Annotated in this window: 20 protein-coding genes; 10 read left to right on the top strand and 10 right to left on the bottom strand. The window is 70.4% G+C overall.

Going from position 1 to position 21,483, the window contains the following annotated elements:
• Positions 1–8: 8 nt before the first annotated feature.
• Complete coding sequence (locus tag Q0812_RS05735; RefSeq protein WP_302109356.1) at positions 9–1,235, bottom strand: SDR family oxidoreductase; 1,227 nt, start codon at positions 1,233–1,235, stop codon at positions 9–11.
• Positions 1,236–1,344: 109 nt separating this feature from the next.
• Between Q0812_RS05735 and Q0812_RS05730 the strand changes: the two genes are divergently transcribed.
• Entirely contained in the window at positions 1,345–2,277 is a 933-nt protein-coding gene (locus Q0812_RS05730) for an Hsp33 family molecular chaperone (RefSeq protein WP_302109355.1), read from the top strand.
• Here the strand turns inward: Q0812_RS05730 and phoB are convergent.
• From phoB to Q0812_RS05700, 6 genes are all read right to left on the bottom strand, one after another.
• Positions 2,253–2,942: a phosphate regulon transcriptional regulator PhoB gene (phoB, locus tag Q0812_RS05725; protein WP_302109354.1), complete on the bottom strand. Its 690-nt coding sequence runs from the start codon at positions 2,940–2,942 to the stop codon at positions 2,253–2,255. The two genes, Q0812_RS05730 and phoB, sit on opposite strands and share 25 nt — an antisense overlap.
• Positions 2,942–3,658 (bottom strand): phosphate signaling complex protein PhoU, encoded by a 717-nt coding sequence (gene phoU / locus Q0812_RS05720; protein ID WP_302109353.1) that lies wholly within the window; start codon positions 3,656–3,658, stop codon positions 2,942–2,944. Before phoU ends, phoB begins: the two co-directional genes overlap by 1 nt.
• A gap of 10 nt (positions 3,659–3,668) precedes the next feature.
• Positions 3,669–4,490, bottom strand: coding sequence for a phosphate ABC transporter ATP-binding protein PstB (gene pstB / locus Q0812_RS05715; protein ID WP_302109352.1), 822 nt, complete (start codon positions 4,488–4,490; stop codon positions 3,669–3,671).
• 5 nt (positions 4,491–4,495) lie between these two features.
• Positions 4,496–5,776 carry a phosphate ABC transporter permease PstA gene (gene pstA, locus Q0812_RS05710; protein ID WP_302109351.1) on the bottom strand — a complete coding sequence of 427 codons (1,281 nt, stop codon included), beginning with the start codon at positions 5,774–5,776 and terminating at the stop codon, positions 4,496–4,498.
• Positions 5,769–7,211, bottom strand: a complete 1,443-nt coding sequence (gene pstC, locus Q0812_RS05705) for a phosphate ABC transporter permease subunit PstC (protein WP_425281552.1) — start codon at positions 7,209–7,211, stop codon at positions 5,769–5,771. The genes pstA and pstC overlap by 8 nt, the downstream gene beginning before the upstream one ends.
• A gap of 141 nt (positions 7,212–7,352) precedes the next feature.
• A complete protein-coding gene (locus Q0812_RS05700; protein WP_302109350.1) occupies positions 7,353–8,744 on the bottom strand; it encodes an ATP-binding protein in 1,392 nt (463 codons plus the stop codon).
• Between the two features lie 139 nt (positions 8,745–8,883).
• Between Q0812_RS05700 and Q0812_RS05695 the strand changes: the two genes are divergently transcribed.
• Complete coding sequence (locus Q0812_RS05695) at positions 8,884–10,785, top strand: ATP-binding protein (RefSeq protein ID WP_302109349.1); 1,902 nt, start codon at positions 8,884–8,886, stop codon at positions 10,783–10,785.
• A gap of 62 nt (positions 10,786–10,847) precedes the next feature.
• Positions 10,848–11,396: a DNA-3-methyladenine glycosylase gene (locus Q0812_RS05690; protein ID WP_302109348.1), complete on the top strand. Its 549-nt coding sequence runs from the start codon at positions 10,848–10,850 to the stop codon at positions 11,394–11,396.
• Between the two features lie 39 nt (positions 11,397–11,435).
• On the opposite strand, the gene cobS is transcribed toward Q0812_RS05690, so the two are convergent.
• Complete coding sequence (cobS, locus tag Q0812_RS05685) at positions 11,436–12,443, bottom strand: cobaltochelatase subunit CobS (protein WP_302109347.1); 1,008 nt, start codon at positions 12,441–12,443, stop codon at positions 11,436–11,438.
• 127 nt (positions 12,444–12,570) lie between these two features.
• Here cobS and Q0812_RS05680 point away from each other — a divergent pair, with 127 nt between their 5' ends.
• From Q0812_RS05680 to Q0812_RS05665, 4 genes are read left to right on the top strand one after another with little or no spacing between them, the layout of a single operon-like run.
• Positions 12,571–13,203 (top strand): TetR/AcrR family transcriptional regulator, encoded by a 633-nt coding sequence (locus Q0812_RS05680; RefSeq protein ID WP_302109346.1) that lies wholly within the window; start codon positions 12,571–12,573, stop codon positions 13,201–13,203.
• On the top strand, positions 13,200–14,177 hold the full coding sequence (locus Q0812_RS05675) for an HlyD family secretion protein (RefSeq protein ID WP_302109345.1): 978 nt from the start codon (positions 13,200–13,202) through the stop codon (positions 14,175–14,177). Before Q0812_RS05680 ends, Q0812_RS05675 begins: the two co-directional genes overlap by 4 nt.
• On the top strand, positions 14,174–15,103 hold the full coding sequence (locus tag Q0812_RS05670) for an ABC transporter ATP-binding protein (protein ID WP_302109344.1): 930 nt from the start codon (positions 14,174–14,176) through the stop codon (positions 15,101–15,103). The genes Q0812_RS05675 and Q0812_RS05670 overlap by 4 nt, the downstream gene beginning before the upstream one ends.
• Complete coding sequence (locus tag Q0812_RS05665) at positions 15,103–16,230, top strand: ABC transporter permease (RefSeq protein WP_302109343.1); 1,128 nt, start codon at positions 15,103–15,105, stop codon at positions 16,228–16,230. The genes Q0812_RS05670 and Q0812_RS05665 overlap by 1 nt, the downstream gene beginning before the upstream one ends.
• Here Q0812_RS05665 and Q0812_RS05660 read toward each other — a convergent pair.
• The gene (locus Q0812_RS05660; protein WP_302109342.1) at positions 16,227–16,883 is read right to left on the bottom strand and encodes a J domain-containing protein; all 657 of its coding nucleotides are present in this window, start codon (positions 16,881–16,883) and stop codon (positions 16,227–16,229) included. The two genes, Q0812_RS05665 and Q0812_RS05660, sit on opposite strands and share 4 nt — an antisense overlap.
• Positions 16,884–16,934: 51 nt before the next feature.
• On the opposite strand from Q0812_RS05660, the gene Q0812_RS05655 reads away from it, so the two are divergent.
• The 3 genes from Q0812_RS05655 to Q0812_RS05645 all read left to right on the top strand — a co-directional run bounded on the left by Q0812_RS05655 (position 16,935) and on the right by Q0812_RS05645 (position 20,869).
• Positions 16,935–17,210, top strand: coding sequence for a BolA family protein (locus tag Q0812_RS05655; RefSeq protein ID WP_302109341.1), 276 nt, complete (start codon positions 16,935–16,937; stop codon positions 17,208–17,210).
• A 91-nt stretch (positions 17,211–17,301) separates the two neighbouring features.
• The gene (locus Q0812_RS05650; RefSeq protein ID WP_302109340.1) at positions 17,302–19,035 is read left to right on the top strand and encodes a hybrid sensor histidine kinase/response regulator; all 1,734 of its coding nucleotides are present in this window, start codon (positions 17,302–17,304) and stop codon (positions 19,033–19,035) included.
• Between the two features lie 34 nt (positions 19,036–19,069).
• Positions 19,070–20,869 carry an ATP-binding protein gene (locus Q0812_RS05645; RefSeq protein ID WP_302109339.1) on the top strand — a complete coding sequence of 600 codons (1,800 nt, stop codon included), beginning with the start codon at positions 19,070–19,072 and terminating at the stop codon, positions 20,867–20,869.
• Here the strand turns inward: Q0812_RS05645 and Q0812_RS05640 are convergent.
• On the bottom strand, positions 20,866–21,453 hold the full coding sequence (locus Q0812_RS05640) for a GNAT family N-acetyltransferase (RefSeq protein WP_302109338.1): 588 nt from the start codon (positions 21,451–21,453) through the stop codon (positions 20,866–20,868). The two genes, Q0812_RS05645 and Q0812_RS05640, sit on opposite strands and share 4 nt — an antisense overlap.
• Positions 21,454–21,483 lie beyond the last annotated feature (30 nt).

The following is a 21,483-nucleotide window of genomic DNA, read 5'->3' as shown; positions in this document are numbered from 1 at the left end:
GCTGGCGCCTAGCCGCGCCGGTTGCGGCGGTCGATGGCCCCGGCCATGGCCGCGATCAGGGCCGTCAGGCCGGCGGCCCAGCCGGCGGCGGTCTCGCGGCCCTCGTCGCGCACCTCGCGCAGCACGCGGCGGCCCTTTCGTCCCGCGCCCGCCAGAAGCTCGCCCAGAGCCTGGGCCTGGCGGCGGCTGACCTCGGTCATGCGGTCGGCGCGCGAGCGCCGGGGCCGGTTCAGCAGCACCAGCAGAACCGCGGCCGCCACGCCCAGCCCGACCGCGCCGATCACAAGGCGCGGGTGCATGCGCGCCTGGGCCAACAGGCTGTAGGTGCGCACGTGGGGATAGTCGTCGACCTCCTCGTAAAGGCCGTCTTCGGTCGGGTCCCACAAACCGTCGTGCTCGGGCATCTCGCCCCGGGGGTTGCGCATCATGGCCGGGCCGAACCTGGCGAACAGGGGCTCGGCCAGCCCCGGGATCAGGTGGTGGAAGCCGGCGATGACCCGCCCGCCGCCGCCGACCGTGATCTCGCGGATGGGGTTCTCGGCGCAGTGCACGATGACGTCTGCCACCACGCTGGCGGCATAGACGGGCGGGGGGTTGCGGAAGGGCTCGCCCGTCAGGTTGCGCGCGTGTTCATTGTAGGGCGTGTCGATGGCCGAGGGCTTGACCAGGGTGACCGAGATCCCCGCCTTCTCGCGCATCAGCTCCATGCGCAGGGCGTTGGTGAAGCCCTTCACCGCGTGCTTCGAGGCCGAGTACAGCCCCTGCACCGGGATGGGCGCGTCCGACAGGACCGAGCCCACATTGATCAGCGCGCCGCCGCCCTGGGCGCGCAGCTGCTCGACCGCCACGAGCGAGCCGTTCACCACGCCCCAGTAGTTGGTGTCGAAGAGGCGCTTGTGATCCTCGAGCGTGGTCTCTCGGATGGGGCCGTAGATGGAGGCGCCCGCGTTGTTGACCCAGGTGTCGATGCCGCCGAACAGGCGGCGGCAGCGGTCGGCGGCCTCGTTCAGCGCCGCCTCATCGGCCACATCACACACCGCATAGGCGGCGCGGCCGCCGGCGGCCTGAATCTCTTCGCTGAGGGCGCGCAGATCATCGCCGCCGCGCGCGATCAGGAACACCCGCGCGCCGCGCCGGGCGGCGGCCCGGGCCGTGGCCAGGCCGATGCCGGAGGTCGCTCCGGTGATGACCATGGTCTGCTTGTGCAGCGGTTTCAGGCGCGGTCGTCCCGCCATGCAATCCTCCCTCCGGGCCGAAACCAACGGCTCCGGCTGCGGTTCCGACCCTTACCACAGACGCCTGCCGACGCTATCTGCGGACGCGAGCAAAGATGAGACGAGAGCCTTGAACGATTCCCTGACCCAATCCGGACTGATCGACGACCTGGCCGCCGGCTACCAGCTTCAGGACCAGCCTCTGATCGGGCGCATCGTGCGCCTGGGTCCGGCCATCGACGAGGTGCTGACCCGGCACGACTATCCCGAGGCCGTGGCCGGCCTGCTGGGCGAGATCTGCGTGCTGGCGTCGCTGGTGGGCTCGAGCCTGAAGTTCCAGGGGCGCCTGATCGTGCAGGCGCAAGGCCAGGGCGGACCTGTGCGGTTCGTCACCGCCGACTATGACGCCTCAGGGGACCTGCGGGGCTATGCGGGTTTCGACCAGGAGGCCGTCCAGGCCCTGGAAGCCGAGACGCCTCGCCCGAACGCCGACCAGCTGCTGGGCGGCGGCGTGCTGATCCTGACGCTGGACCAGGGTGCCGACTTCGAACGCCAGCAGGGCGTGGTCAGCCTGGAGGGCGAGAGCCTGTCGGACGCGGCCGAGCGCTACTTCGCCCAGTCCGAGCAGATTCCGACGCGGGTGCGCCTGGGGGTGGGCCGCGTCTTCGACGGCCAGGGCGAGCGCTGGCGTGCGGGCGGCCTGTCCCTGCAGACCCTGGCGGGCGATGCGGCGCGCGGCGAGACGGCCCACGCCTTCGAACACGGCGAGGCGCTGTTCAACACCCTGGGGGTGGACGAGCTGGTCGATCCGACCGTGCCCGCCGACCGGCTGCTCTACCGGCTGTTCCACGAGGACGGCGTGCGCATGAACACGCCCACGGTGATCCGCGCCCGCTGCCGCTGCTCACACGAGCGCGTCATGGGCATGCTGAAATCCTTCCCCCAGGACGAGGTCGAGGCCATGCGCCGCGACGACGGCATGGTCGAGGTGCGCTGCGAATACTGCTCGCGCGACTACCGCATCGCGCCGGACGCGGTTCAGTCCTCGAGGTCGAGTGAGTAGCCGGCCGAACGCACGGTGCGGATCGGGTCCACCTCTCCGGGCAGGGTCAGCGCCTTGCGCAGGCGGCCCACATGCACGTCGACCGTGCGCGCCTCCACATAGACGTCCGAGCCCCAGACGGCGTCCAGCAGCTGTTCGCGGCTGAACACCCGTCGCGGGTGCTGCATCAGGTGATCCAGCAGGCGGAACTCGGTCGGGCCCAGCTTCACCTCGCGGCCGTTGCGGCGCACGCGATGCGAGACGCGGTCCACCACGATGTCCCCATGGGTCAGGCGGTCGTCCACCAGGCCGGGTCGGATGCGGCGCAGCACCGCCCGGATGCGCGCGATCAACTCGGCCATGGAGAAGGGCTTGGTCAGATAGTCGTCGGCGCCGGTGTCCAGGCCCCGGATGCGGTCGCTCTCCTCGCCCCGGGCCGTCAGCATGACGATGGGCAGGTTGCGGGTGTCGGCCTGGCCGCGCAGGCGGCGGCACACCTCGACGCCCGACACCGCCGGCAGCATCCAGTCCAGCACCACCAGGTCAGGCTTCTGTTCGGAAACCTGGGTCAGGGCCTCCTCGCCGTCCCGGGCCAGGTCGACCGTGTAGCCGGCCTTTTCCAGATTGTACTGGAGCAGGGTGGCCAGGGCCTCCTCGTCCTCGACCACCAGAATCTTGGGCTGCATCAGTCCCTCCCGGGCTCATCGATGGGGGCGGCGGGGGCCGGCGTGCGCGGCCGGGCGCCCTCGGGCTCACGGCCCGTCACCTCGTAGTGAACCTGCTCGGCGATGTTGGTGGCGTGGTCGCCGATGCGCTCGAGGTTCTTGGCCATGAACAGCAGATGGGTGCAGGCCGCGATCGTGCGCGGGTCCTCCATCATGTAGGTCAGCAGCTCGCGGAACAGGGCGTTGTAGTGCTCGTCGATCTCCTCGTCCGAGCGCCACACCTGGAGGGCGCGTTCGGCGTGGCCGGCGCTGTAGGCGTCCAGCACGTCCTTCAGCCGGTCGGCCACCAGCTTGCCCATGCGTTCGATTGACCGGGTCAGCGGCGTCAGCGGCTCGCCGTCGATCAGGCCCAGGCCCCGCTTGGCCACGCTGCGGGCCAGGTCGCCGACCCGCTCCAGATCCTGTGCGATCTTGATGGCGGCCACCGTGCGGCGCAGGTCGTCGGCCATGGGCTGACGCAGGGCGATTAGGCGGATGGCCTTGTGCTCGATGTCCAGGTGCAGGGCGTCGATCTTCAGGTCGCGGTCGATCACCTGCTGGGCCAGGGTCGCGTCGCGCCGGGCCATGGAGGCGATGGCCTCCGACACCTGGGCCTCGGCCAGGCCGCCCATCCGCGCCACCTCGGCCGTCAGATGGTTCAGTTCCTCGTCGTAGGCCTTGACGATATGAGAGTTCATCGGGGGGTCCTCAGCCGAAGCGGCCGGTGATGTAGTCGCTGGTGCGCGTATCGCGCGGATTGGTGAAGATGGTCTCGGTGTCGCCCACCTCGACCACCCGGCCCATGTGGAAGAAGGCGGTCTTCTGCGAGACGCGCGCCGCCTGGGCCATGGAGTGGGTGACGATGACGATGCAGTAGTCGCGCCGCAGCTCGTCGATCAGCTCTTCGATGCGGGCGGTGGCGATGGGGTCCAGGGCCGAGCAGGGCTCGTCCATCAGGATCACCTCGGGCCGCACGGCGATGGCGCGGGCGATGACCAGGCGCTGCTGCTGGCCGCCCGACAGGCCGGTGCCCGGATGCGACAGCCGGTCGGCTACCTCATCCCACAGGCCCGCCTTCTTCAGCGCCGTCTCGACCACGTGGTCCATCTCGGCCTTGGTGCGCGCCAGGCCGTGGATGCGTGGGCCGTAGGCGACGTTCTCGTAGATGGATTTGGGGAAGGGGTTCGGCTTCTGGAAGACCATGCCCACGCGGGCGCGCAGCAGCACCGGGTCCAGACCCTTGGCGTAGAGGTCCTCGCCGTCCATCGTGATGGCGCCTTCGACCCGCGCGCCGACGATGGTGTCGTTCATTCGGTTCATGCAGCGCAGGAAGGTGGACTTGCCGCAGCCGGAGGGGCCGATGAACGCCGTCACCGTGCGGTCGGGAATGTCCATGTCCACGTCGAACAGGGCCTGCTTGGCGCCGTAGAAGACGTTCACGCCGCGGGCGCGGATCTTCACGTTCTGGGCGCGGCCGCTCGAGGCGGCGGTGACGGCGGGCGCGGGGGCGTGTGAGAGGTTGTCGGTCATGGGGCTCACCACCGCCGCTCGAAGCGGCGGCGCAGGAAGATGGCGGCGGCGTTCATCAGGATCATGAAGGCCAGAAGGACGATGATGGCGGCGGCCGTGCGCTCGTGGAAGGCGCGCTCGGCGGCGTTCTCCCAGATGAAGATCTGGGTCGGCAGGGTCGAGGCCGCCGAGGTGAAGCCCTCCGCCACGCCCGGCACGAAGCTGATCATGCCGATCATCAGAAGGGGCGCGGTCTCACCCAGCGCGTGGGCCAGGGCGATGATGGCGCCGGTCATGACGCCGGGCATGGCCAGGGGCACCACGTGGCCGAAGACGGCCTGGGTCTTGGAGGCGCCCAGCGCCAGGGCCGCCTCGCGGATCGAGGGCGGCACGGCCCTCAGCGACGAACGCGTGGCGATGATGACCGTCGGCAGGGCCATCAGGGCCAGCACCAGTCCGCCCACCAGGGGCGAGGCGCGCGGCAGGCCCAGCGTGTTGATGAACACCGCCAGGCCCAGCAGGCCGTAGACGATGGACGGCACGGCGGCCAGGTTGTTGATGTTGACCTCGATGAAGTCGGTCAGGCGGCCCTTGGGCGCGAACTCCTCCAGCCACACCGCCGCGAGCAGACCGATCGGCAGGGCCACCGCCGCCGTCACCAGCAGCATCAGGGCCGAACCGACGATGGCGCCCAAGAGGCCCGCCAGCTCGGCCTGGGTGGAGTCGCCCCGCGTGAACAGTCCCGTATTCAAGGCCGAAGAGATGACGCCGCGCGCCTCCAGCCGGTCGATCCAGTCCAGCTGGCGGTCGGTCAGCACGCGCTGCGCCTCCAGCGTCTCGCGATTGATCTCGCCCTTCAGATACTGGTCGGCGTCGTCGCCCAGCGGGGCGTGGATGGTGATGGTCTGCCCGATCAGGGCGGGATCGTCGCGCACCTGTTCGCCCAGTTGCAGACCCACGTCCGGCGACAGGATCTCGCGCACCTCGGTCAGCGCCGCCTCGTCCGTGGGGCTGATTCCCAGCAGGGCGCCCACCTGTTCGGCGGCCATCAGGTCGTAGTTGGCGCCGGCCGGATAGCTGCGGTCGATGCGGCTGGGATCCAGCGGCACCGAGACGCTCATCTCGTGGGCGACGAAGGCGCTGTGGCCCTGCTGAATGATGCGTCCCAGCAGCAGCGCCAGGAAGCCCAGCGCCACGCAGATGGCCAGCACGCCGTACAGGCGGAAACGGCGCTCGGCGGCGTTGCGCCGCTTGAGGCTGCGCTCAATGAGGGCGCGCGACGAGGGGGCCTGGCGAGCGTCAGTCATACTGTTCACGATAGGCTTTGACGATGCGCTGGGCGATCAGGTTCAGGGCCAGGGTCACGGCGAAGAGAGTCAGGCCCAGACCGAAGGCGGCCAGGGTCTTGGGGCTGTTGAACTCCTGGTCCCCGGTGAGCAGGGTGACGATCTGCACGGTGACGGTGGTGACCGTGTCCAGCGGGTTCGCGGTCAGGTTGGCCTGCAGCCCCGCCGCCATGGTCACGATCATGGTCTCGCCGATGGCGCGCGACACGGCCAGCAGCAGGGCCGCGGCGATGCCGGGCAGGGCGGCGGGCAGCAGCACCTTGCGCACGGTCTCGGACCGCGTGGCGCCAAGGGCCAGGGAGCCGTCGCGCAGCGACTGGGGCGTGGCGTTCAGAATGTCGTCCGACAGGGACGAGACGAAAGGGATCAGCATGATGCCCATGACGGCGCCGGCCACCAGCGCCATCTGGTTCTGAACTTGCATCAGGTGCTGGCCCAGGGCGTCGAGCGGCCCGCCCGCCAGCATGGCGCCGATGCCGTTGAAGAAGCCGCGCAACGCCGGCCCCACCGTCAGAGCCGCGAAGAAGCCGTAGACCACGGTCGGCACCCCGGCCAGGATCTCCAGCATGGGCTTGATCCAGGCGCGCTGAAGGCGGCTGGCGTACTCCGCCAGATAGATGGCGGCGTAAAGCCCGATGGGCGCGGCCACGACCATGGCGATGACCGTGATCAGCAGCGTGCCGGCGAACAGGGGCACCGCCCCGAAGGCGCCGGACTGGCCCGCCTGGTCAGCGCGAATGGCGATCTGCGGGCTCCACTGCAGGCCCGTCAGGAACTCCACCGGCGAAACGCTGCGGAAGAAGCGCAGGCTCTCATAGAGTAGCGAGCCGATGATCCCCACGGTGGTCAGAACCGCCACCGTCGAGCACAGCGCAAGGGCCAGCCAGATCCAGGCCTCCACATGCTGGCGCGCCTTCAGTTCGGGCCGGATCGAGACGATGGCCCGCCAGCCCGCCAGGAAGCCGGCGATGAGGGCAAGGGCCAGTCCGCCCCAGCGGAAGCCCTGGTCGATCCGGCGCACCGTCTGGGCGGCCTCGGTCATGGCCGACTGTTCAGCGGGGGTGCGGATGCGCGCCGAGGCGAAGCCGCCATGGGCCTGGGCGATCACGTCGCTGACGTAGACGGACTGCTCCAGCGGCGCCTGGGCGGCGATCTCGGCGGGCAAGGAGGCGCGCGCCGCCTGAACCTGCACGGGGCCTGAAACCAGGGCGGCGGCGAGGGCCACGGCCGCGGCCGGGACCGCGCTCCACAGCGCCACGCGCAGGCCGTGATGAATGGGCCGCGAAACAGGGCGCGGGCCGCCGCCGCCGATCACGCGCGCCAGGCGGGCGCGGCCCAGCACGAACCCCGCGGCCGCGAGCGCCAGTATAAGCAGCAGGCCCAGGGACAGGATCATGGGGCGGGGAACACTCGGCGCAACGGGAAGCGGAAACGACACGCCGAAGGGCGCTCGCAGGCGGGCGGACCCTGCCTACGGACGATGGGGGGATTACGAAGATACGGTGACAGTTTTATTTCAACCCACGGCCTGGGCCGTTCAGGCTGAGGTGGCTTGGGGATAATAGACGGCGAAGACGGCGCCCTGGCCCGGCACGCTCTCCACCGCCAGGCCGCCGCGATGACGGTTGACGATGTGCTTGACGATGGCCAGGCCGAGGCCCGATCCCGCCCGGCCGCCCGGATCGGCCGCCTTGCCGGGCTTGGCCCCCTCCACCCGATAGAAGCGCTCGGTCAGGCGCGGCAGGTTCTCGCGCGCGATCCCCGGCCCGTGGTCGCGCACGGTCAGGCGCACATAGCGGACCCGCTCGTCCGGATCGGGAGTCAGCAGCGGCATGCGCGAAGCCTGCGGCCAGGCCGAGGCGCAGGCCTCCGCCAGGGTCAGGCCCGACCGGGCCTCGATCACCACCTCGCCGCCGGCGGGGGTGAACTTGATGGCGTTGTGGATCAGGTTCTGCGCCACCTGGATGATTTCGTCGCGGTCGCCGATCACGGCGGCGTCGCCCCGCTCCAGCGGCGTGAAGGACAGCCGCACCTCGGCCTCGCGCGCGATCGGCGTCATGGCGTCCAGGGTGTCGGTCACGGCCAGCGACAGGTCGACCCGGCCGGACGGAGGGATGTGCTCGTTCAGCTCGACGCGGGACAGGGACATCAGGTCGCCGACCAGGCGGCTCATGCGGCTGACCTGATCGGCCATGATGTCGAGGAAGCGGTCCTGCGCCTTGGGATCGTCGCGCGCCGGCCCCTTCAACGTCTCGATGAAGCCGCCCAGCGAGGCCAGAGGCGTCCGCAGCTCGTGGCTGGCGTTGGCCAGGAAGTCGGCCCGCATCCGCTCGACCCGCCGGCTGTCGGTTTCGTCGCGGAAATGCAGCAGGCAGCGGTGGGCGTCCCCGGCGGGCGGCAGGGGACGGGCCGAGATGCGCCAGGCGCGGTCCTGAACCCCTCCGGGCAGGTGAAGCACCGTGCGCGCCGTCCCGCCGAACAGGGCCTCGTCCACCGCCTCCAGCACCTCGGGGTCGCGGATCGAGGTCAGGAGCAGCGAGGGCGGCTCGCCCAGGCGATAGAGGGCCCGGGCCGGCGGGTTGGCGAAGATGATGCGCCGGTCGCCCGCGCCGTCGGGTTCGACCCCTTCGACGATCATTACCGGGTCCGGCAGGGCCAGGGGCAGGGCCGCAACCCCCGCCGCGCCCAGGCCGGGGGCGGGCTCCACGGCGGCGGGCGCGGTGGGCAGGGCCGCCCTGGCGCTGGACAGGATCGCCCAGGCCGCCGCCCCGCCCGCGAACAGCGCCGCCGCGACGACCTCTGTCCGCAGCCCCGCCATGGCCACCAGGGCGACAAGGCCCAGCGCGACCGCGGCCAGCGCCAGCATGTGCGGCCCGGCCAGGCGGTGGGGCCGTCGGTCCCCGAGCAGAGGCGTGTCGAAAAGGGCCATTGCGATCCCAGAGTCGTCCGGTGATGGCGCCGCGCCGGCCGCCCGTCCACCACGGAAACGCGACAATAATCGTCGCAAACGGCGTTACGTCACCCTTTTCTTAAGGGCTTTGCCGCCAAGCTGGGCGGGATCACGAGGGATGGTCCGTTTGAACCTGACGCTGAGTTGTCTTTTCGGCGCGCAGAGCCCAGGCGTCCTGCTGGGCCTGAGTCTGTTCTGCGTCCTGGCCGGCGTGGGCGCCCTGATGCTGTTCCGCCTCCGCGACGAGGCGGGCCGGGTCCGCGGCTGGGCCCGGATCGGCCTGGCGGGGGCCGCAGCCGGCGCAGCGGCCTGGGCCGCGCACCTCAGCGTCGGCCTGGTGCTCAGCTCCAATGTCGGTTCCTCCTGTCCCGCGCCCCTGGCTATCGGCCCCATTCTGGTGGTGGCGCTGGGGGCATTTCTCGGCGCCGCCATCGCCGCCGCCCAGGGCGTTCTGCGGCCGGAGCGCGTGAACGCCGCGCACTTCCTGCAGTCGGCCATGGACGCCATGCCCGACGGCCTGGGCTTCTACGACGCCGAGGACCGCCTGCTCGTCTGGAACGCGCGCTATACGGACATTCATCCCGAACTGAAGCACCTCCTGGTGCGGGGCCGTCGCTTCGCCGACCTGCTTCGCTACGGGCTTGAGCGGGGCGACTACGCCGAGGCCGTGGGCCGCGAGAACGCCTGGCTGGCCGAGCGGCTGGCGGCGCGCCGGGCCGGCTCGTCCATCATCGAGCAGCGCCTGTCGGACGGCCGCTGGCTGCGCATCCAGGATCGCCGCACCGCCGACGGCTGCCTGGCCACGGTCATCACCGACATCACCGATCTGAAGCTGGCCGCCGAATCCCTGGCCGCCGCCCGCGACGCCGCCGAGACCGCCAACCGCGCCAAGAGCGAGTTCCTGGCCAATATGAGCCACGAAATCCGCACGCCGCTGAACGGAGTCATCGGGGTGGCTCAGGTGCTGGCGCACAGTGATCTGACGGCGGAACAGCACGAGATGGTGGGCCTGATCCGCTCATCGGGCGACACCCTGCAGACCCTGCTATCGGACATTCTCGATCTGGCGCGCATCGAATCGGGCCGGCTCTCGATCCGCGAGGACGCCTTCCATCTGAAGGGGGCCATCCTGGAGGCGGCGCGCCTCTATGAAGCGCCGGCCCAGGCCAAGGGCCTGCAGTTCTTCGTCGACGTGGCGCCCGAGGCGGACGGATGGTTCGCCAACGACGTGGTGCGCCTGAAGCAGATCCTGACCAATCTGGTCTCCAACGCGGTCAAGTTCACCGAGACCGGCTTCGTGCGCATGACGGCGCAGCCCGCGGGCGAAGGCGCCTTCCGCTTCACGGTCGAGGACACCGGCGTGGGCTTCGACGCCACGGACAAGGGCCGCCTGTTTGGACGCTTCGAGCAGGCCGACGGCTCCATCACGCGCCGCTTCGGCGGGTCAGGCCTGGGCCTGGCCATCTGCCGTCAGCTGGCGGACATGATGGGCGGCCAGCTGGATTGCGAAAGCGAGCCGGGCGGCGGCTCGTGCTTTATCCTGACCCTGCCGCTGCAGGCCTGCGAGGCGCCGGCGGCCGAGGTCGAACTGGCCCCGGTCGAGGTGGAGGAGCGGCCGCTGCGCGTGCTGCTGGCCGACGACCATCCGGCGAACCGCAAGGTCATCGAGCTGATCACCGCCCAGGCCAATGTCGATCTGGTCTCCGTCGAAAACGGGGCCGAGGCGGTCGAGGCCTTCGAGGCGGACGCCTTCGATGTGGTCCTGATGGATATGCAGATGCCGGTCATGGACGGCCTGTCGGCCACCCGCGCCATCCGCGACCTGGAGATGGCGTCGGGCGCGGCGCCGACCCCGGTGATCATGCTCACGGCAAACGCCCTGCCCGAACACATGGCCCTGGCCAAGGCCGCCGGCGCGGACCGCCACCTGGCCAAGCCGGTCAGCGCGCCGCTGCTGCTGACGGCCCTGGCCGAAGCCGCCGAGGCCAAGGCGCGGGGACTGGCGGCCCTCGCCGCCTGACGCCCCGGATCTGATGACTAGGGCCTGATGACTTGATGCGGCCGGGCTGGCAGACAGCCGCCATGCCGCCCTTCCTGCTCGAAGATCCCGAGACCGTCGCCCGGCGCCTGATCGGCTGGACCCTGCTGGTGGACGGCTGCGGCGGGGTGATCGTCGAGACCGAGGCCTACGATCAGGACGACCCGGCGGCGCACAGCTTCTCCGGCCCCACGCCGCGCAACCGCGTCATGTTCGGTCCGGCGGGCGTTCTCTACGTCTATCGCTCCTACGGTCTGCACTGGTGCATGAACGTGGTCACGGGGCCCGAGGGCCGGGGCGAGGCGGTGCTGATCCGCGCCATCCGGCCCACCCATGGCCTTGAGCGCATGCGCGAGCGGCGCGGCGGTCTGCCGGACCGCCAGCTATGCGCCGGCCCTGGCCGCCTGTGTCAGGCCCTGGCGATCGACCGCTCGCACGATGGGGCGCCGCTTGATCGCTCGCCCTTCGCCTGGACAGCGCCCGAGGGACCCTCGGACATCGCCGTCGGCCCGCGCATCGGCATCACCAAGGCGGCTGACCTGCCGCGCCGGTTCGGCGTCAGGGGATCGCCCTTTCTCAGCCGCCGGTTCTGAAACGCGGCCCACCGCCTGATCGATCAGCGGAAGGGGAGGTTAGGCCACCCGCACCCGCGTCGCCGCCTCGGGCAGGTCCTCGCCGAAGGCGCGCTGGTAGAACTCGGCGATGGTGGGCCGCTCCAGCTCGTCGCACTTGTTCAGGAAGGTCAGGCGGAAGGCCAGGGCCACGTCGCCGCCGAAGATGGTGGCGTTCTGGGCCCAGGTGATGACCGTGCGCGGGCTCATCACCGTCGAGATGTCGCCGTTCATGAAGGCGTTGCGCGTCATGTCCGCCACCCGGACCATGGCCGCCAGGGCGCGGCGGCCCTCGGCGGTGTTCCACTCGGGCGCCTTGGCCGCGACGATTTCGGTCTCCACGTCGTGGTCCAGATAGTTCAGCGTCGTGACGATGTTCCAGCGGTCCAGCTGGGCCTGATTGATCTGCTGGGCGCCGTGATAGAGGCCGGTGGTGTCGCCCAGGCCGATGGTGTTCGCCGTCGCGAACAGACGGAACCAGGGGTTGGACCGGATGACCCGGTTCTGGTCCAGCAGGGTCAGCTTGCCCCCCGCCTCCAGCACCCGCTGGATGACGAACATCACGTCGGGACGGCCCGCGTCGTACTCGTCGAAGACCAGCGCGACAGGTCTCTGGATGGCCCAGGGCAGCATGCCCTCGCGGAACTCGGTGACCTGCTTGCCCTCCTTCAGGACGATGGCGTCCTTGCCGACCAGGTCGATGCGCGACACGTGGGCGTCCAGGTTCACCCGCACCATGGGCCAGTTCAGCCGCGCCGCCACCTGCTCGATGTGGGTCGACTTGCCGGTGCCGTGATAGCCCTGGACCATCACGCGCCGGTCGAAGGTGAAGCCCGCCAGAATGGCCAGGGTCGTCTGAGGGTCGAAGCGATAGGCCTCGTCGAGCTCCGGCACGTGGGCGTCGCGCGTGGAGAAGGCCGGAACCTGCATGTCGCTGTCGACGCCGAAGACCTCGCGCGCGCTGACCCTCAGATCGGGCGCCAGCGTCAGCAGGGGGTCGGCGGAAGCGTCGGAAGGGGTGTCGGACATGGCGCCGTCTTAGGCCCGGCCCGTTTCGGCTTCAAGGCGAGGGAGGCCCCTCCGAGCTGAAAGATCGACGCTTTACGAAGCGTGGCGGTTCAGTTACTGACTGACCGGTCAGTTATTGAGCCTCCCCATGGCGCCCAGCAACCCGTCAGAGCCGCGCTTTCGCCGCCGCCCGGAGGCGCGGCCCGCCGAGATCGTGGCCGCGGCGCTGGAGGTTTTCGCCGAAAAGGGTTTCGAGGCCGCGCGCATGGAGGCCGTGGCCCGGCGGGCCGGCGTTTCGAAGGGGGCGATCTATCTCTACTTCCCCACCAAGGCCGAGCTGTTCCGGGCGGTCGTGCGCGACGCCGTTTCACCCAATCTGGAAATGGTCCGGACCCTGGCGGCGTCCGCGCCTGACCTGAGGACGGCGCTGTCGGCGGCCTATCCGGCCCTGGCGGCGCGCATCGCGGCGGACCGGCGCATCTCGGGCGTGGCCAAGCTGGTCATCGCCGAGAGCCGCAACCACCCCGAACTGGCGGCCATCTGGCATGAGAACGTGGTCGAGCCTGGCCTCCAGCTGATCAGCGGACTGATCGCCCGGGCCCAGGCGGCGGGAGAGGTGCGGCCGGGCGACCCCCGCCTTTACGCCATGGGGCTGATGGGACCGATGGTGCTCAGCCTGATCTGGCGCGAGACCTTCGAGCCCGTCGGCGGCGCGCCCGTCGATCCGCCCGCTCTCGCAGCCCAGCACCTGGCCGTCGTTCTGAAGGGGATGCAGCCATGAACAGGCGCATGATGGCGGCCGGGGCCGTGCTGGTCCTCGTGCTGGCGGCGGTAGCCTTCCTGCTGCTGCGGCCTGGGCCGGGTCGGGTGCTCAGCGGCTATGTCGAGGGCGACCCGCTCTACCTATCGTCGCCCGTGTCCGGAACGGTGGCCCAGCTCTATGTTCGCGAGGGCGCGCGCGTCGCCGAGGGCGCGCCAGTGTTCCTGATCGACCCCACGATTCAGGCGGCCCAGGCGGGCGGCGCCGCCGCGGCGGTCGGCGCGGCCGAAGCGCGGGCCGACGACCTGCGCCAGGGTCAGCGACCCCAGGAGCTGGACGTGTTCGACGCCGAACTTCAGGCGGCCCTGGCGAGCCAGCGTCAGGCCGAGGCCGAGTACGCCCGCATCGCCCCTCTGGTGGAGCGCGGCATCTACGCCCCCGCGCGGCTGGATCAGGTGCGCGCCGCCCGAGACGCGGCCCGCGCCCAGACGGCGGCCGTCAGACGCAGGCGCGAGGTGGCCACCCTCGGCGCACGCGAAGACGCCATCCGCCAGGCTGATCAGCAGGCGCAGCAGGCGCGGGGCGCCCTCAGCGAGGCCCAGGCCCGCCTGCGGCAGCTGTCGCCCCATGCGCCCGTGGCGGCGCGGGTGGAGGATGTGTTCTTTCAGCCGGGCGAGTGGGCGCCCGCCAACCAGCCCATCGCCGCCCTGCTGCCCGACGACCGCGTGCGCCTGATCTTCTTCGTGCCGGAGCCAGAGATGGCGCGCTATCGCCCCGGCGCGCGCGTCCGCTTCGGCTGTGACGGCTGCGGCGCCCCGCGCCAGGCGATCATCCGCTGGGTAAGCCCCCGGCCCGAGTTCACCCCGCCGGTCCTCTACAGTCGCGGCTCGCGCGACCGGCTGGTCTATCGCGTCGAGGCGATCCCCGAGTCCGCCGCCGAGGGGGCGACGCGCCTGAACCCAGGCCTGCCTGTCGATGTGGAGCCCCTGCGGTGACCGGCGCCCCGCCCGCCATCGACGTGCGCGGGCTGAACAAGTCCTTCGGCCAGCTTCATGCGGTGCGCGACTTCGGCATCACGGTCCAGCGCGGGCGCATCTGCGGCTTCCTCGGCCCCAACGGCGCGGGCAAGACCACCACCCTGCGGATGCTGTGCGGACTTCTGACCCCCGACAGCGGCGAGGGCCAGGTGCTGAGCTTCGACGTGCTGAGGGAGGCCAGGAAGATCAAGCGCCGGGTCGGCTACATGACCCAGAAGTTCTCGCTCTACGAAGACCTCTCCATCGCCGAAAACCTGATGTTCATGGCCCGCGTCCACGAGCTGCCGGACCGCCGGGCCCGAGTGGACGCCGCCCTCGCCAGGCTGGGTCTGGAGGCGCGGCGCCGCCAGCTGGCGGGCACGCTGTCGGGCGGCTGGAAGCAGCGGCTGGCCCTGGCGGCGGCGACCCTGCACAGCCCTGACCTGCTGCTGCTGGACGAACCGACGGCCGGGGTCGATCCCGAGGCGCGCCGCACCTTCTGGGACGAGATCCACGCCCTGGCGGCCGAGGGCGTCACGGTGCTGGTCTCGACCCACTACATGGACGAGGCCGAGCGCTGTCACGAGATCGCCTACATCGCCCACGGTCAGACCCTCGCCCGGGGCACGGCCGAGGAGGTGATCGCCGCCTCGGGCCTGATCACCTTGAACGCCGAAGGGCCGGGGGCTGACCGGCTGGCGCCCGAGCTGCGCGCCCGGCCCGGCGTCGACATGGCCGCCGCTTTCGGGGCGACCCTGCACGTCTCTGGGCGTGATCGGCGGGCGCTTGATGCGGCCATCGCCCCTTATCGCAAGGCGCCCCTCGTCTGGCGCGAGGCGGCGCCGACCCTGGAAGACGTGTTCATCCAGCTGATCGCCGATCTCAACCGGCGAGAGGCGGCCTGATGCTGTCGCCGACGCGCACCTGGGCCGTGCTGGTCAAGGAGTTCGTGCAGCTGACGCGGGACCGGCTGACCTACGCCATGATCCTGGTGCTGCCGATCGTGCAGCTTCTGCTGTTCGGCTACGCCATCAATGACGATCCGCGTCGCCTGCCCACCGCTGTCCTGGCCCAGGACCACGGCGCCTTCTCTCGATCCATCCTCAGCGCCCTGTCCACCTCGGGCTATTTCGACATCCGGCTTGAGGCGCGCAGCCAGGCGGAGCTCGACCGGGCCCTTGAACGCGGGGACGTCCAGTTCGCGGTGGTCATCCCCGGCGATTTCACGCGACGGGTGGTGCGCGGCGAGCGGGCGCAGATCCTCGTGGAGGCGGACGCCTCCGATCCCTCCGCCACCTCGGGCGCGGTGGCGGCCCTGTCGAACCTGCCGGCCCAGGCCCTGGCCCGCGACCTGACCGGTCCTCTTTCGGCGCGCCAGCCGGGACAGGCGCCCTTCGAGGTGGTGGTCCACCGCCGCTACAATCCCGAGGCTGTCACCGCCTACAACATCGTGCCGGGGCTGCTGGGCGTGATCCTGTCCATGACCCTTGTGATGATGACGTCGCTCGGCATGGCGCGGGAGCGCGAGCGCGGCACCATGGAGGGCCTCCTGGCTACGCCCGCCCGACCGCTGGAGGTCATGGCCGGCAAGCTGGCCCCCTATGTCCTGGTCGGCCTGATCCAGGCGGGCGTTATCCTGGTGCTGGCGCGGGTGCTGTTCGGCGTGCCCATGCAGGGCGGCTGGGCCGCCTTCGGGCTGGGCCTTACCCTGTTCATCGTCGGTTCGCTGGCCCTGGGCTTTCTCATCTCCACCGTGGCCCGCACCCAGCTGCAGGCCATGCAGATGAGCTTTTTCTACGTCCTGCCCTCGATCCTGCTGTCCGGCTTCATGTTCCCGTTCCGGGGCATGCCCGAGTGGGCACAGGCCCTCGGCACGGCCATCCCCGTGACCCACTTCCTGCGCGTGGTGCGCGGCTCGCTGCTCAAGGGCGCGGGGCTGGAGGCGGCGGCGCCCAGCCTTCTGGAGCTGTCGATCTTCGTGGTCGTGGTCTCGACCTTGGCGATGCTGCGCTACCGCACGACGCTGGACTAGGTCATCCCCGCCTTCTGCAGGGTCTTCCAGGCGCGGATGACCTTCTGCAGCTTGATCTCGGCGCCGCGGTCCCCGCCGTTCAGATCCGGATGGCAGCGCTTGAGCAGCTCGGTATAGCGGGCGCGGATGGCCGGGCCGGCCACGCCGGGCTCAAGGTCGAGGTCCGCCAGGGCCTGACGCTCCAGCTTGCCGATGCGGCGTTCGGCCTCTGACGGCGGCGCCTCGGCCTTCTGGCCCTGACCGAACATCCCGAAGGGATCGGCGAAGCCGCCCGCGCCGCGGGTGAAGCGGCTGGCGAAGGCGGCGGCCTCACGGCTGAAGCGCCCCGCCTTCATCTGCCAGGTGGGCCGCCCGCCCGTGGTCACCTCGTCCTCGCGCAGGCGACGGACCTCGTCCTCGCTCATGCCGGCGAACCAGTCCCAGCCCTTGTTGTACTCGGCCGCGTGCGGCTGGCAGAAGCGGTAGAACTGTCCCGGGGCCTCGCGGCTCTTGGGCGCCTTGGCGGTTGACGGACGCAGGCACCCCGGCCAATCGCAGGGCGTTTCGCCGGGCTTCAGACGCAGAACGTCGGCCTCCGCCTCGGCCTCGCCCGGCTTGGGCGGCTTGATGCGGATGTCCACGAAGCGCGGCGTGTATTGAAAGCCCTCGTCCATGCGCCGAATTACGAGGTCCGATGGGGCCGTTTCAAGGAAGGCGTGACGAATATGTCTGACGGAGTTGTCGCAGCCGAGATGCGCAGGCGGCTGGAGGCGGCCTTCGCCCCCTCGGTGCTGGAGATCGTGGACGACAGCGCCCGCCACGCGGGCCATGCCGGAGCGCGGCCCGGCGGTGAGAGCCACTTCAACCTGCGTATCGTCTCCAGCGCCTTCGAGGGCTTGTCGCGCGTGGAGCGTCAGCGCCGCATCAACGCGGCCCTCGCCGAGCTGTTGGCGGGGCCGGTCCACGCCCTGTCCATCAAGGCCGAGACCCCGTCGAACTGACCGGATTGTGGCGCCTTTTCGGCGCTCTCAATAATTCATCAGCAAATGATCGCACTAATGTGCGCAGTTCTTGCGCATTAGGGCATCGCGGTTGGCCGCTCCCGAGACCACATTCGCGACCATCGCCCGGGCCCAAGGCATGCGCTACCTCATGCTGGCGGCGTGGACCCTGGGATTGGCGGCCCTGGTGGGGGCCGGAGCGCTGATCTGGCTGGCCGGCGCCGTCCTGATCGGTCTGGTCCGAGGCGAGTTCGACCGCCGCCAGGCGCGGACGGGCGCCGTGCTCTCCCCCTTCACCTACAGCGCCCTGGTTCTGATCAACGCCAGCGCCTGGGCCGTCGCGCCGCTGTGGGCCGTACTGGAGGGCGGGCTGGGCGGCTGGATCTACGCCCTCGCCGCCGTCCTGACCGGCATGCACATCGCCACGCGCCAGTTCGACCGTCGGCCCCGCATGGCTTTGCTGGCCTGCTCGCCTTACCTGCCGGTGCTGGCGTTGCTGATCGCCTCTCACTGGGGGCGCCCTGAAGCCTGGATCACCCTGGCCTGCGTGCCGATGATGGCCATGGGTCTGATCAGCCACGTCGTCTACGGCCGCCTGGAGGCCGCCGTCGTGGCGGCCTATGAGGCGCGTCAGGCGCAGATGATCGCCGACCTCGAAGCCGCTCAGCGCCGCGCCGAGGCCGCGGACAGGGCCAAGTCCGCCTTCCTGGCCGGGGTCAGCCATGAGCTGCGCACGCCCCTCAACGCCATCCTGGGCGCGTCCCAGCTCATTGAATCGGGCCGCGCGCCCGGCCGCCACCCGGAACTGGCCCAGGGCGCCCGTCGCGCCGCAGAAATCCTGCTGGGCCTGGTCAATGACCTTATCGAAGCCACCGCCTCGGACGGGGACCGCATCGTCCTTCAGCCGGTGGAGACCGATCTGGCCGCCCTGATCGACGACTGGGTCGGCGCCTGGTCGGAAGCCGCCCACGCCAAGGGGCTGTCACTGGCCGCTCACGCGGCGCCCGGCCTGCCTGAACGCATCCAGGTCGACGCCGCGCGCCTCAACCAGGTCGTGCACAAGCTGCTGTCCAACGCCGTCCGCTATACGGCCAGCGGCGAGATCCGCATCGAGGTGTCCCTGAAACCGGGGCCGAGGCCCCTTCTCGACGTCACCGTGCGCGACACGGGGCTCGGTCTGACCGCGGCCCAGATCGGCGTCATCTTCACGCCCTTCGAGCGCTTCGATTCCGCCCTGCGGCCGGGCTGCGAGGGCACGGGCCTCGGCCTGCCGATCGCGCGCCGTGTCGCCAAGGCGCTTGAGGGCGATATCCACATCGCCTCGACGCCGGGCGCGGGATCGGCCTTCTCGGTCGTCGTTCCGGTGGAGCCGCTGGTGGCTCAAGGCCAGACCGCCGCCCCGGGCGTCTCGAACGTGCTCGTGGTCGAAGACAATCCCGCCAACCGCCGCCTCCTCGGCGCCCTTCTGGGCGCGTTGGGGTGCCAGATCGACGAGGCCTGCGACGGGGCCGAAGGCGTGGCCGCCGCCGAGGCGCGCCCCTTCGACGCCATCCTCATGGACGTCAACATGCCGGTGATGGACGGGCTTCAGGCCATTCGCGCCATCCGGGGCGGCGCGGGTCCCAACCGGAACACGCCCATCGTCATCGTCAGCGCCGCCGCGCGCCCCGAGGATGAGCAGGAGGGACTGTCCGCCGGCGCCAACGCCTATCTGACCAAGCCCATCCATGTGGAAGGCCTGGCCGCCACCCTGGCGGCCTGCGCGCCGGGCTCGCCGCAAGCCACGGTTCAAGCCGTTCACTCTCCTTTAGAAAGTCGCGCCTAGTCTGCCCCGGTTTGTGGGTGAGGTGGGGTAGTTCATGGCGATCATCGACGCGGCCCAGGAGCCGGCGCCTGTCAGACCTGCGGCCCAGGCGCCCAGCGAGGCGTCCCAGTCGCTCTCGACCATCCTGCAGACCCAGTATCTGCGCTACTGGCTGATCGCCAGCTGGGCCATCGCCGTGGGCGTGACCGTCGGCTGGACGCTGGGCGCCGTCTGGTTCGCCGTCACCATTTCGGCCGGCTTCATCCGCGGCTGGGTGGAAAAGCGCATCGCCGCCCGCATGGGCCCCGACTACGGCGTCATCTTCCCGGTCGTGGCCACGGCCACGACCTGCGCCTGGGCCCTGGCGCCCGCTCTGGCCTGGTTCTCCGAGGCGCCGTTCGGGCGGCCGCTGGCCCTGGCCCTGCTGGTCTCCGGCTATCTGCTGGTCTTCACCCAGCTGCGCAGTTCGCCCAAGCAGGCGGTGCTGATCTCCTCGCCCTATTCGCTCGTGACCGTTCTGATCGCGGCCAGCCTGTGGGGCGATCCGGCCTTCTGGCCGTTCGTGTCGGTGATCCCCTTCGTCGCCTCGGGCCTGTTCGTCCACGTGGTCATGACCATGGTCAAGGAGGCCCGCATCAAGGCCTTCCAGGAGCACCAGGCCCATCTGATCGAAGAGCTCGGCGCCGCGCGCGACAAGGCCGACCTGGCCAACAAGGCCAAGTCCTCGTTCCTGGCCGTCATCTCGCACGAGCTGCGCACGCCCATGAACGGCGTCCTGGGCGCCGCCCAACTGCTCAACGCCACGAACCTGGACAAGCAGCAGCAGGAGTTCGTCCGCATCATCCGCAACTCGGGCGACGGCCTGCTCAGCCTGCTGAACGACATCCTCGACATGACCAAGATCGAGGCCGGCCGCCTGGCCATCGATCCCGTCGAGGTCGAGGTCGAGTCCCTTAAGGAGAAGGTCGTCGGTCCCTGCCGCGCCCAGGCCCAGGCCAAGGATCTCGAGTTCATCACCGAAGTGAAGGGCGAGGTTCCGGCCGTGGTCCTGCTGGACCCGCTGCGCGTGTCGCAGGTCCTGCACAACCTGCTTTCGAACGCGGTCAAGTTCACCGAACAGGGCCATGTGCGCCTGTGCCTGACCAGCGAGCGGATCGCTGACGACCGCGCGCGCTTCACCTTCGCCGTCTCTGACACCGGCCCCGGCATCAGCCCCGAGGACCAGCAGCGCCTGTTCGAGCCCTTCACCCAGCTGGACGCCTCGTCCACGCGCCGCTTCGGCGGCACCGGCCTGGGCCTGACCATCTCGCGGCGCCTGGCCGAGATGATGGGCGGCGACATCACGGTTCAGTCGGTCAAGGGCGACGGCTCCACCTTCACCCTGACCCTCGAGGCCGAGGTGAAGGCCTGGGAAAGCGAGGCCTGCGAGACCTGCGCCGAGACCGAGGCCGCCGGCCAGCGGCCCCTGCGCGTGCTGGTGGTCGAAGATCACCCGGTCAACCGCATGATCATCGAGGCCTGGATGAGCTCGGTCGGCCACACGACGGTCTGCGCCGAAAACGGCCAGCTGGGTCTGGATCGGGCTTCGGAACAGCCCTTCGACCTGATCCTCATGGACGTGAACATGCCGGTCATGGACGGGCTGGAAGCCACGCGCCAGCTGCGCGCCAGCCCGGGCCCGAACCGCGAGTCGCCGGTGGTGGTCCTGTCCGCCTCGGCGCGCGCCGAGGATCACGAGGCGGGCCTGGCCGCGGGCGCCGACGCCTATCTGAACAAGCCCATCGACTTCACCCTGCTGGCCGCGGTGCTCGAGCGCACCTCCGGCGGCCGCGAGGCCCTGCGCGAAGCCGCTTAACTGAGCGCGGCAAGCCGCGCATTCAGCCGGTCCCGCACGCCCGGCCAGTCCTCGTCGGTGATGGAGAACACCACCGTGTCGCGGTGGTGGCCGGTCCAGGTGACCTTGTGCTTGCGCAGGACGCCCTCACGCACGGCGCCCAGCTTGGCCACCGCCGCCTGACTGCGCTGGTTGCGGGCGTCCACCTGGAAGAAGACGCGCAGGGCGCCGGCCGCAAAGGCGCGCTCCAGCATCAGCCGCTTGCTCTCGGGATTGACCGGGCCGCCCCGCGCCTGGAGCGCCAGAAAGGTGTAGCCGATCTCGACGCTGCGATGCGCGGGGTCGATCTGATGAAAGCTGCTGGTCCCCAAGCCCTCACCCGTGCGCGCGTCGAGAATGGCGTAGGGATGGCGTACGCCCTTGGCCAGGTCGATCAGCGCCGCGTCCCACCAGGCGGAGAAGGCCTCGCCATAGCCGTTGGTCCCATAGATGTTCCAGGTCTCGGGATCGCAGTTGATGGCCTGTCGCACGGCCTCGCGATTGTCGGCGCTGAAGGGCTCCAGCCGCACGTGGCGGCCCTCGACGGCGGTATAGGGCAGGTCCATGGCCGCGCCCTTGCCACAGCCACGCTTTGG

The organism is Peiella sedimenti, from assembly GCF_030504955.1.
GTDB lineage: Bacteria > Pseudomonadota > Alphaproteobacteria > Caulobacterales > Caulobacteraceae > Brevundimonas > Brevundimonas sedimenti.
The sequence above is the reverse complement of the archived record's forward strand: the minus strand, read 5'-3'. Positions and strand labels throughout refer to the sequence as shown.

What these genes read in the sequence shown, in the direction of transcription:
- Q0812_RS05735 (WP_302109356.1), bottom strand. Translation starts at nt 1,235, where the DNA reads ATGGCGGGACGACCGCGCCTGAAACCGCTGCACAAGCAGACCATGGTC.
- phoB (WP_302109354.1), bottom strand. Translation starts at nt 2,942, where the DNA reads ATGCAGCCCAAGATTCTGGTGGTCGAGGACGAGGAGGCCCTGGCCACC.
- phoU (WP_302109353.1), bottom strand. Translation starts at nt 3,658, where the DNA reads ATGAACTCTCATATCGTCAAGGCCTACGACGAGGAACTGAACCATCTG.
- pstB (WP_302109352.1), bottom strand. Translation starts at nt 4,490, where the DNA reads ATGACCGACAACCTCTCACACGCCCCCGCGCCCGCCGTCACCGCCGCC.
- pstA (WP_302109351.1), bottom strand. Translation starts at nt 5,776, where the DNA reads ATGACTGACGCTCGCCAGGCCCCCTCGTCGCGCGCCCTCATTGAGCGC.
- pstC (WP_425281552.1), bottom strand. Translation starts at nt 7,211, where the DNA reads ATGATCCTGTCCCTGGGCCTGCTGCTTATACTGGCGCTCGCGGCCGCG.
- Q0812_RS05700 (WP_302109350.1), bottom strand. Translation starts at nt 8,744, where the DNA reads ATGGCCCTTTTCGACACGCCTCTGCTCGGGGACCGACGGCCCCACCGC.
- Q0812_RS05695 (WP_302109349.1), top strand. Translation starts at nt 8,884, where the DNA reads ATGGTCCGTTTGAACCTGACGCTGAGTTGTCTTTTCGGCGCGCAGAGC.
- Q0812_RS05690 (WP_302109348.1), top strand. Translation starts at nt 10,848, where the DNA reads ATGCCGCCCTTCCTGCTCGAAGATCCCGAGACCGTCGCCCGGCGCCTG.
- cobS (WP_302109347.1), bottom strand. Translation starts at nt 12,443, where the DNA reads ATGTCCGACACCCCTTCCGACGCTTCCGCCGACCCCCTGCTGACGCTG.
- Q0812_RS05680 (WP_302109346.1), top strand. Translation starts at nt 12,571, where the DNA reads ATGGCGCCCAGCAACCCGTCAGAGCCGCGCTTTCGCCGCCGCCCGGAG.
- Q0812_RS05675 (WP_302109345.1), top strand. Translation starts at nt 13,200, where the DNA reads ATGAACAGGCGCATGATGGCGGCCGGGGCCGTGCTGGTCCTCGTGCTG.
- Q0812_RS05665 (WP_302109343.1), top strand. Translation starts at nt 15,103, where the DNA reads ATGCTGTCGCCGACGCGCACCTGGGCCGTGCTGGTCAAGGAGTTCGTG.
- Q0812_RS05660 (WP_302109342.1), bottom strand. Translation starts at nt 16,883, where the DNA reads ATGGACGAGGGCTTTCAATACACGCCGCGCTTCGTGGACATCCGCATC.
- Q0812_RS05655 (WP_302109341.1), top strand. Translation starts at nt 16,935, where the DNA reads ATGTCTGACGGAGTTGTCGCAGCCGAGATGCGCAGGCGGCTGGAGGCG.
- Q0812_RS05645 (WP_302109339.1), top strand. Translation starts at nt 19,070, where the DNA reads ATGGCGATCATCGACGCGGCCCAGGAGCCGGCGCCTGTCAGACCTGCG.
- Q0812_RS05640 (WP_302109338.1), bottom strand. Translation starts at nt 21,453, where the DNA reads ATGGACCTGCCCTATACCGCCGTCGAGGGCCGCCACGTGCGGCTGGAG.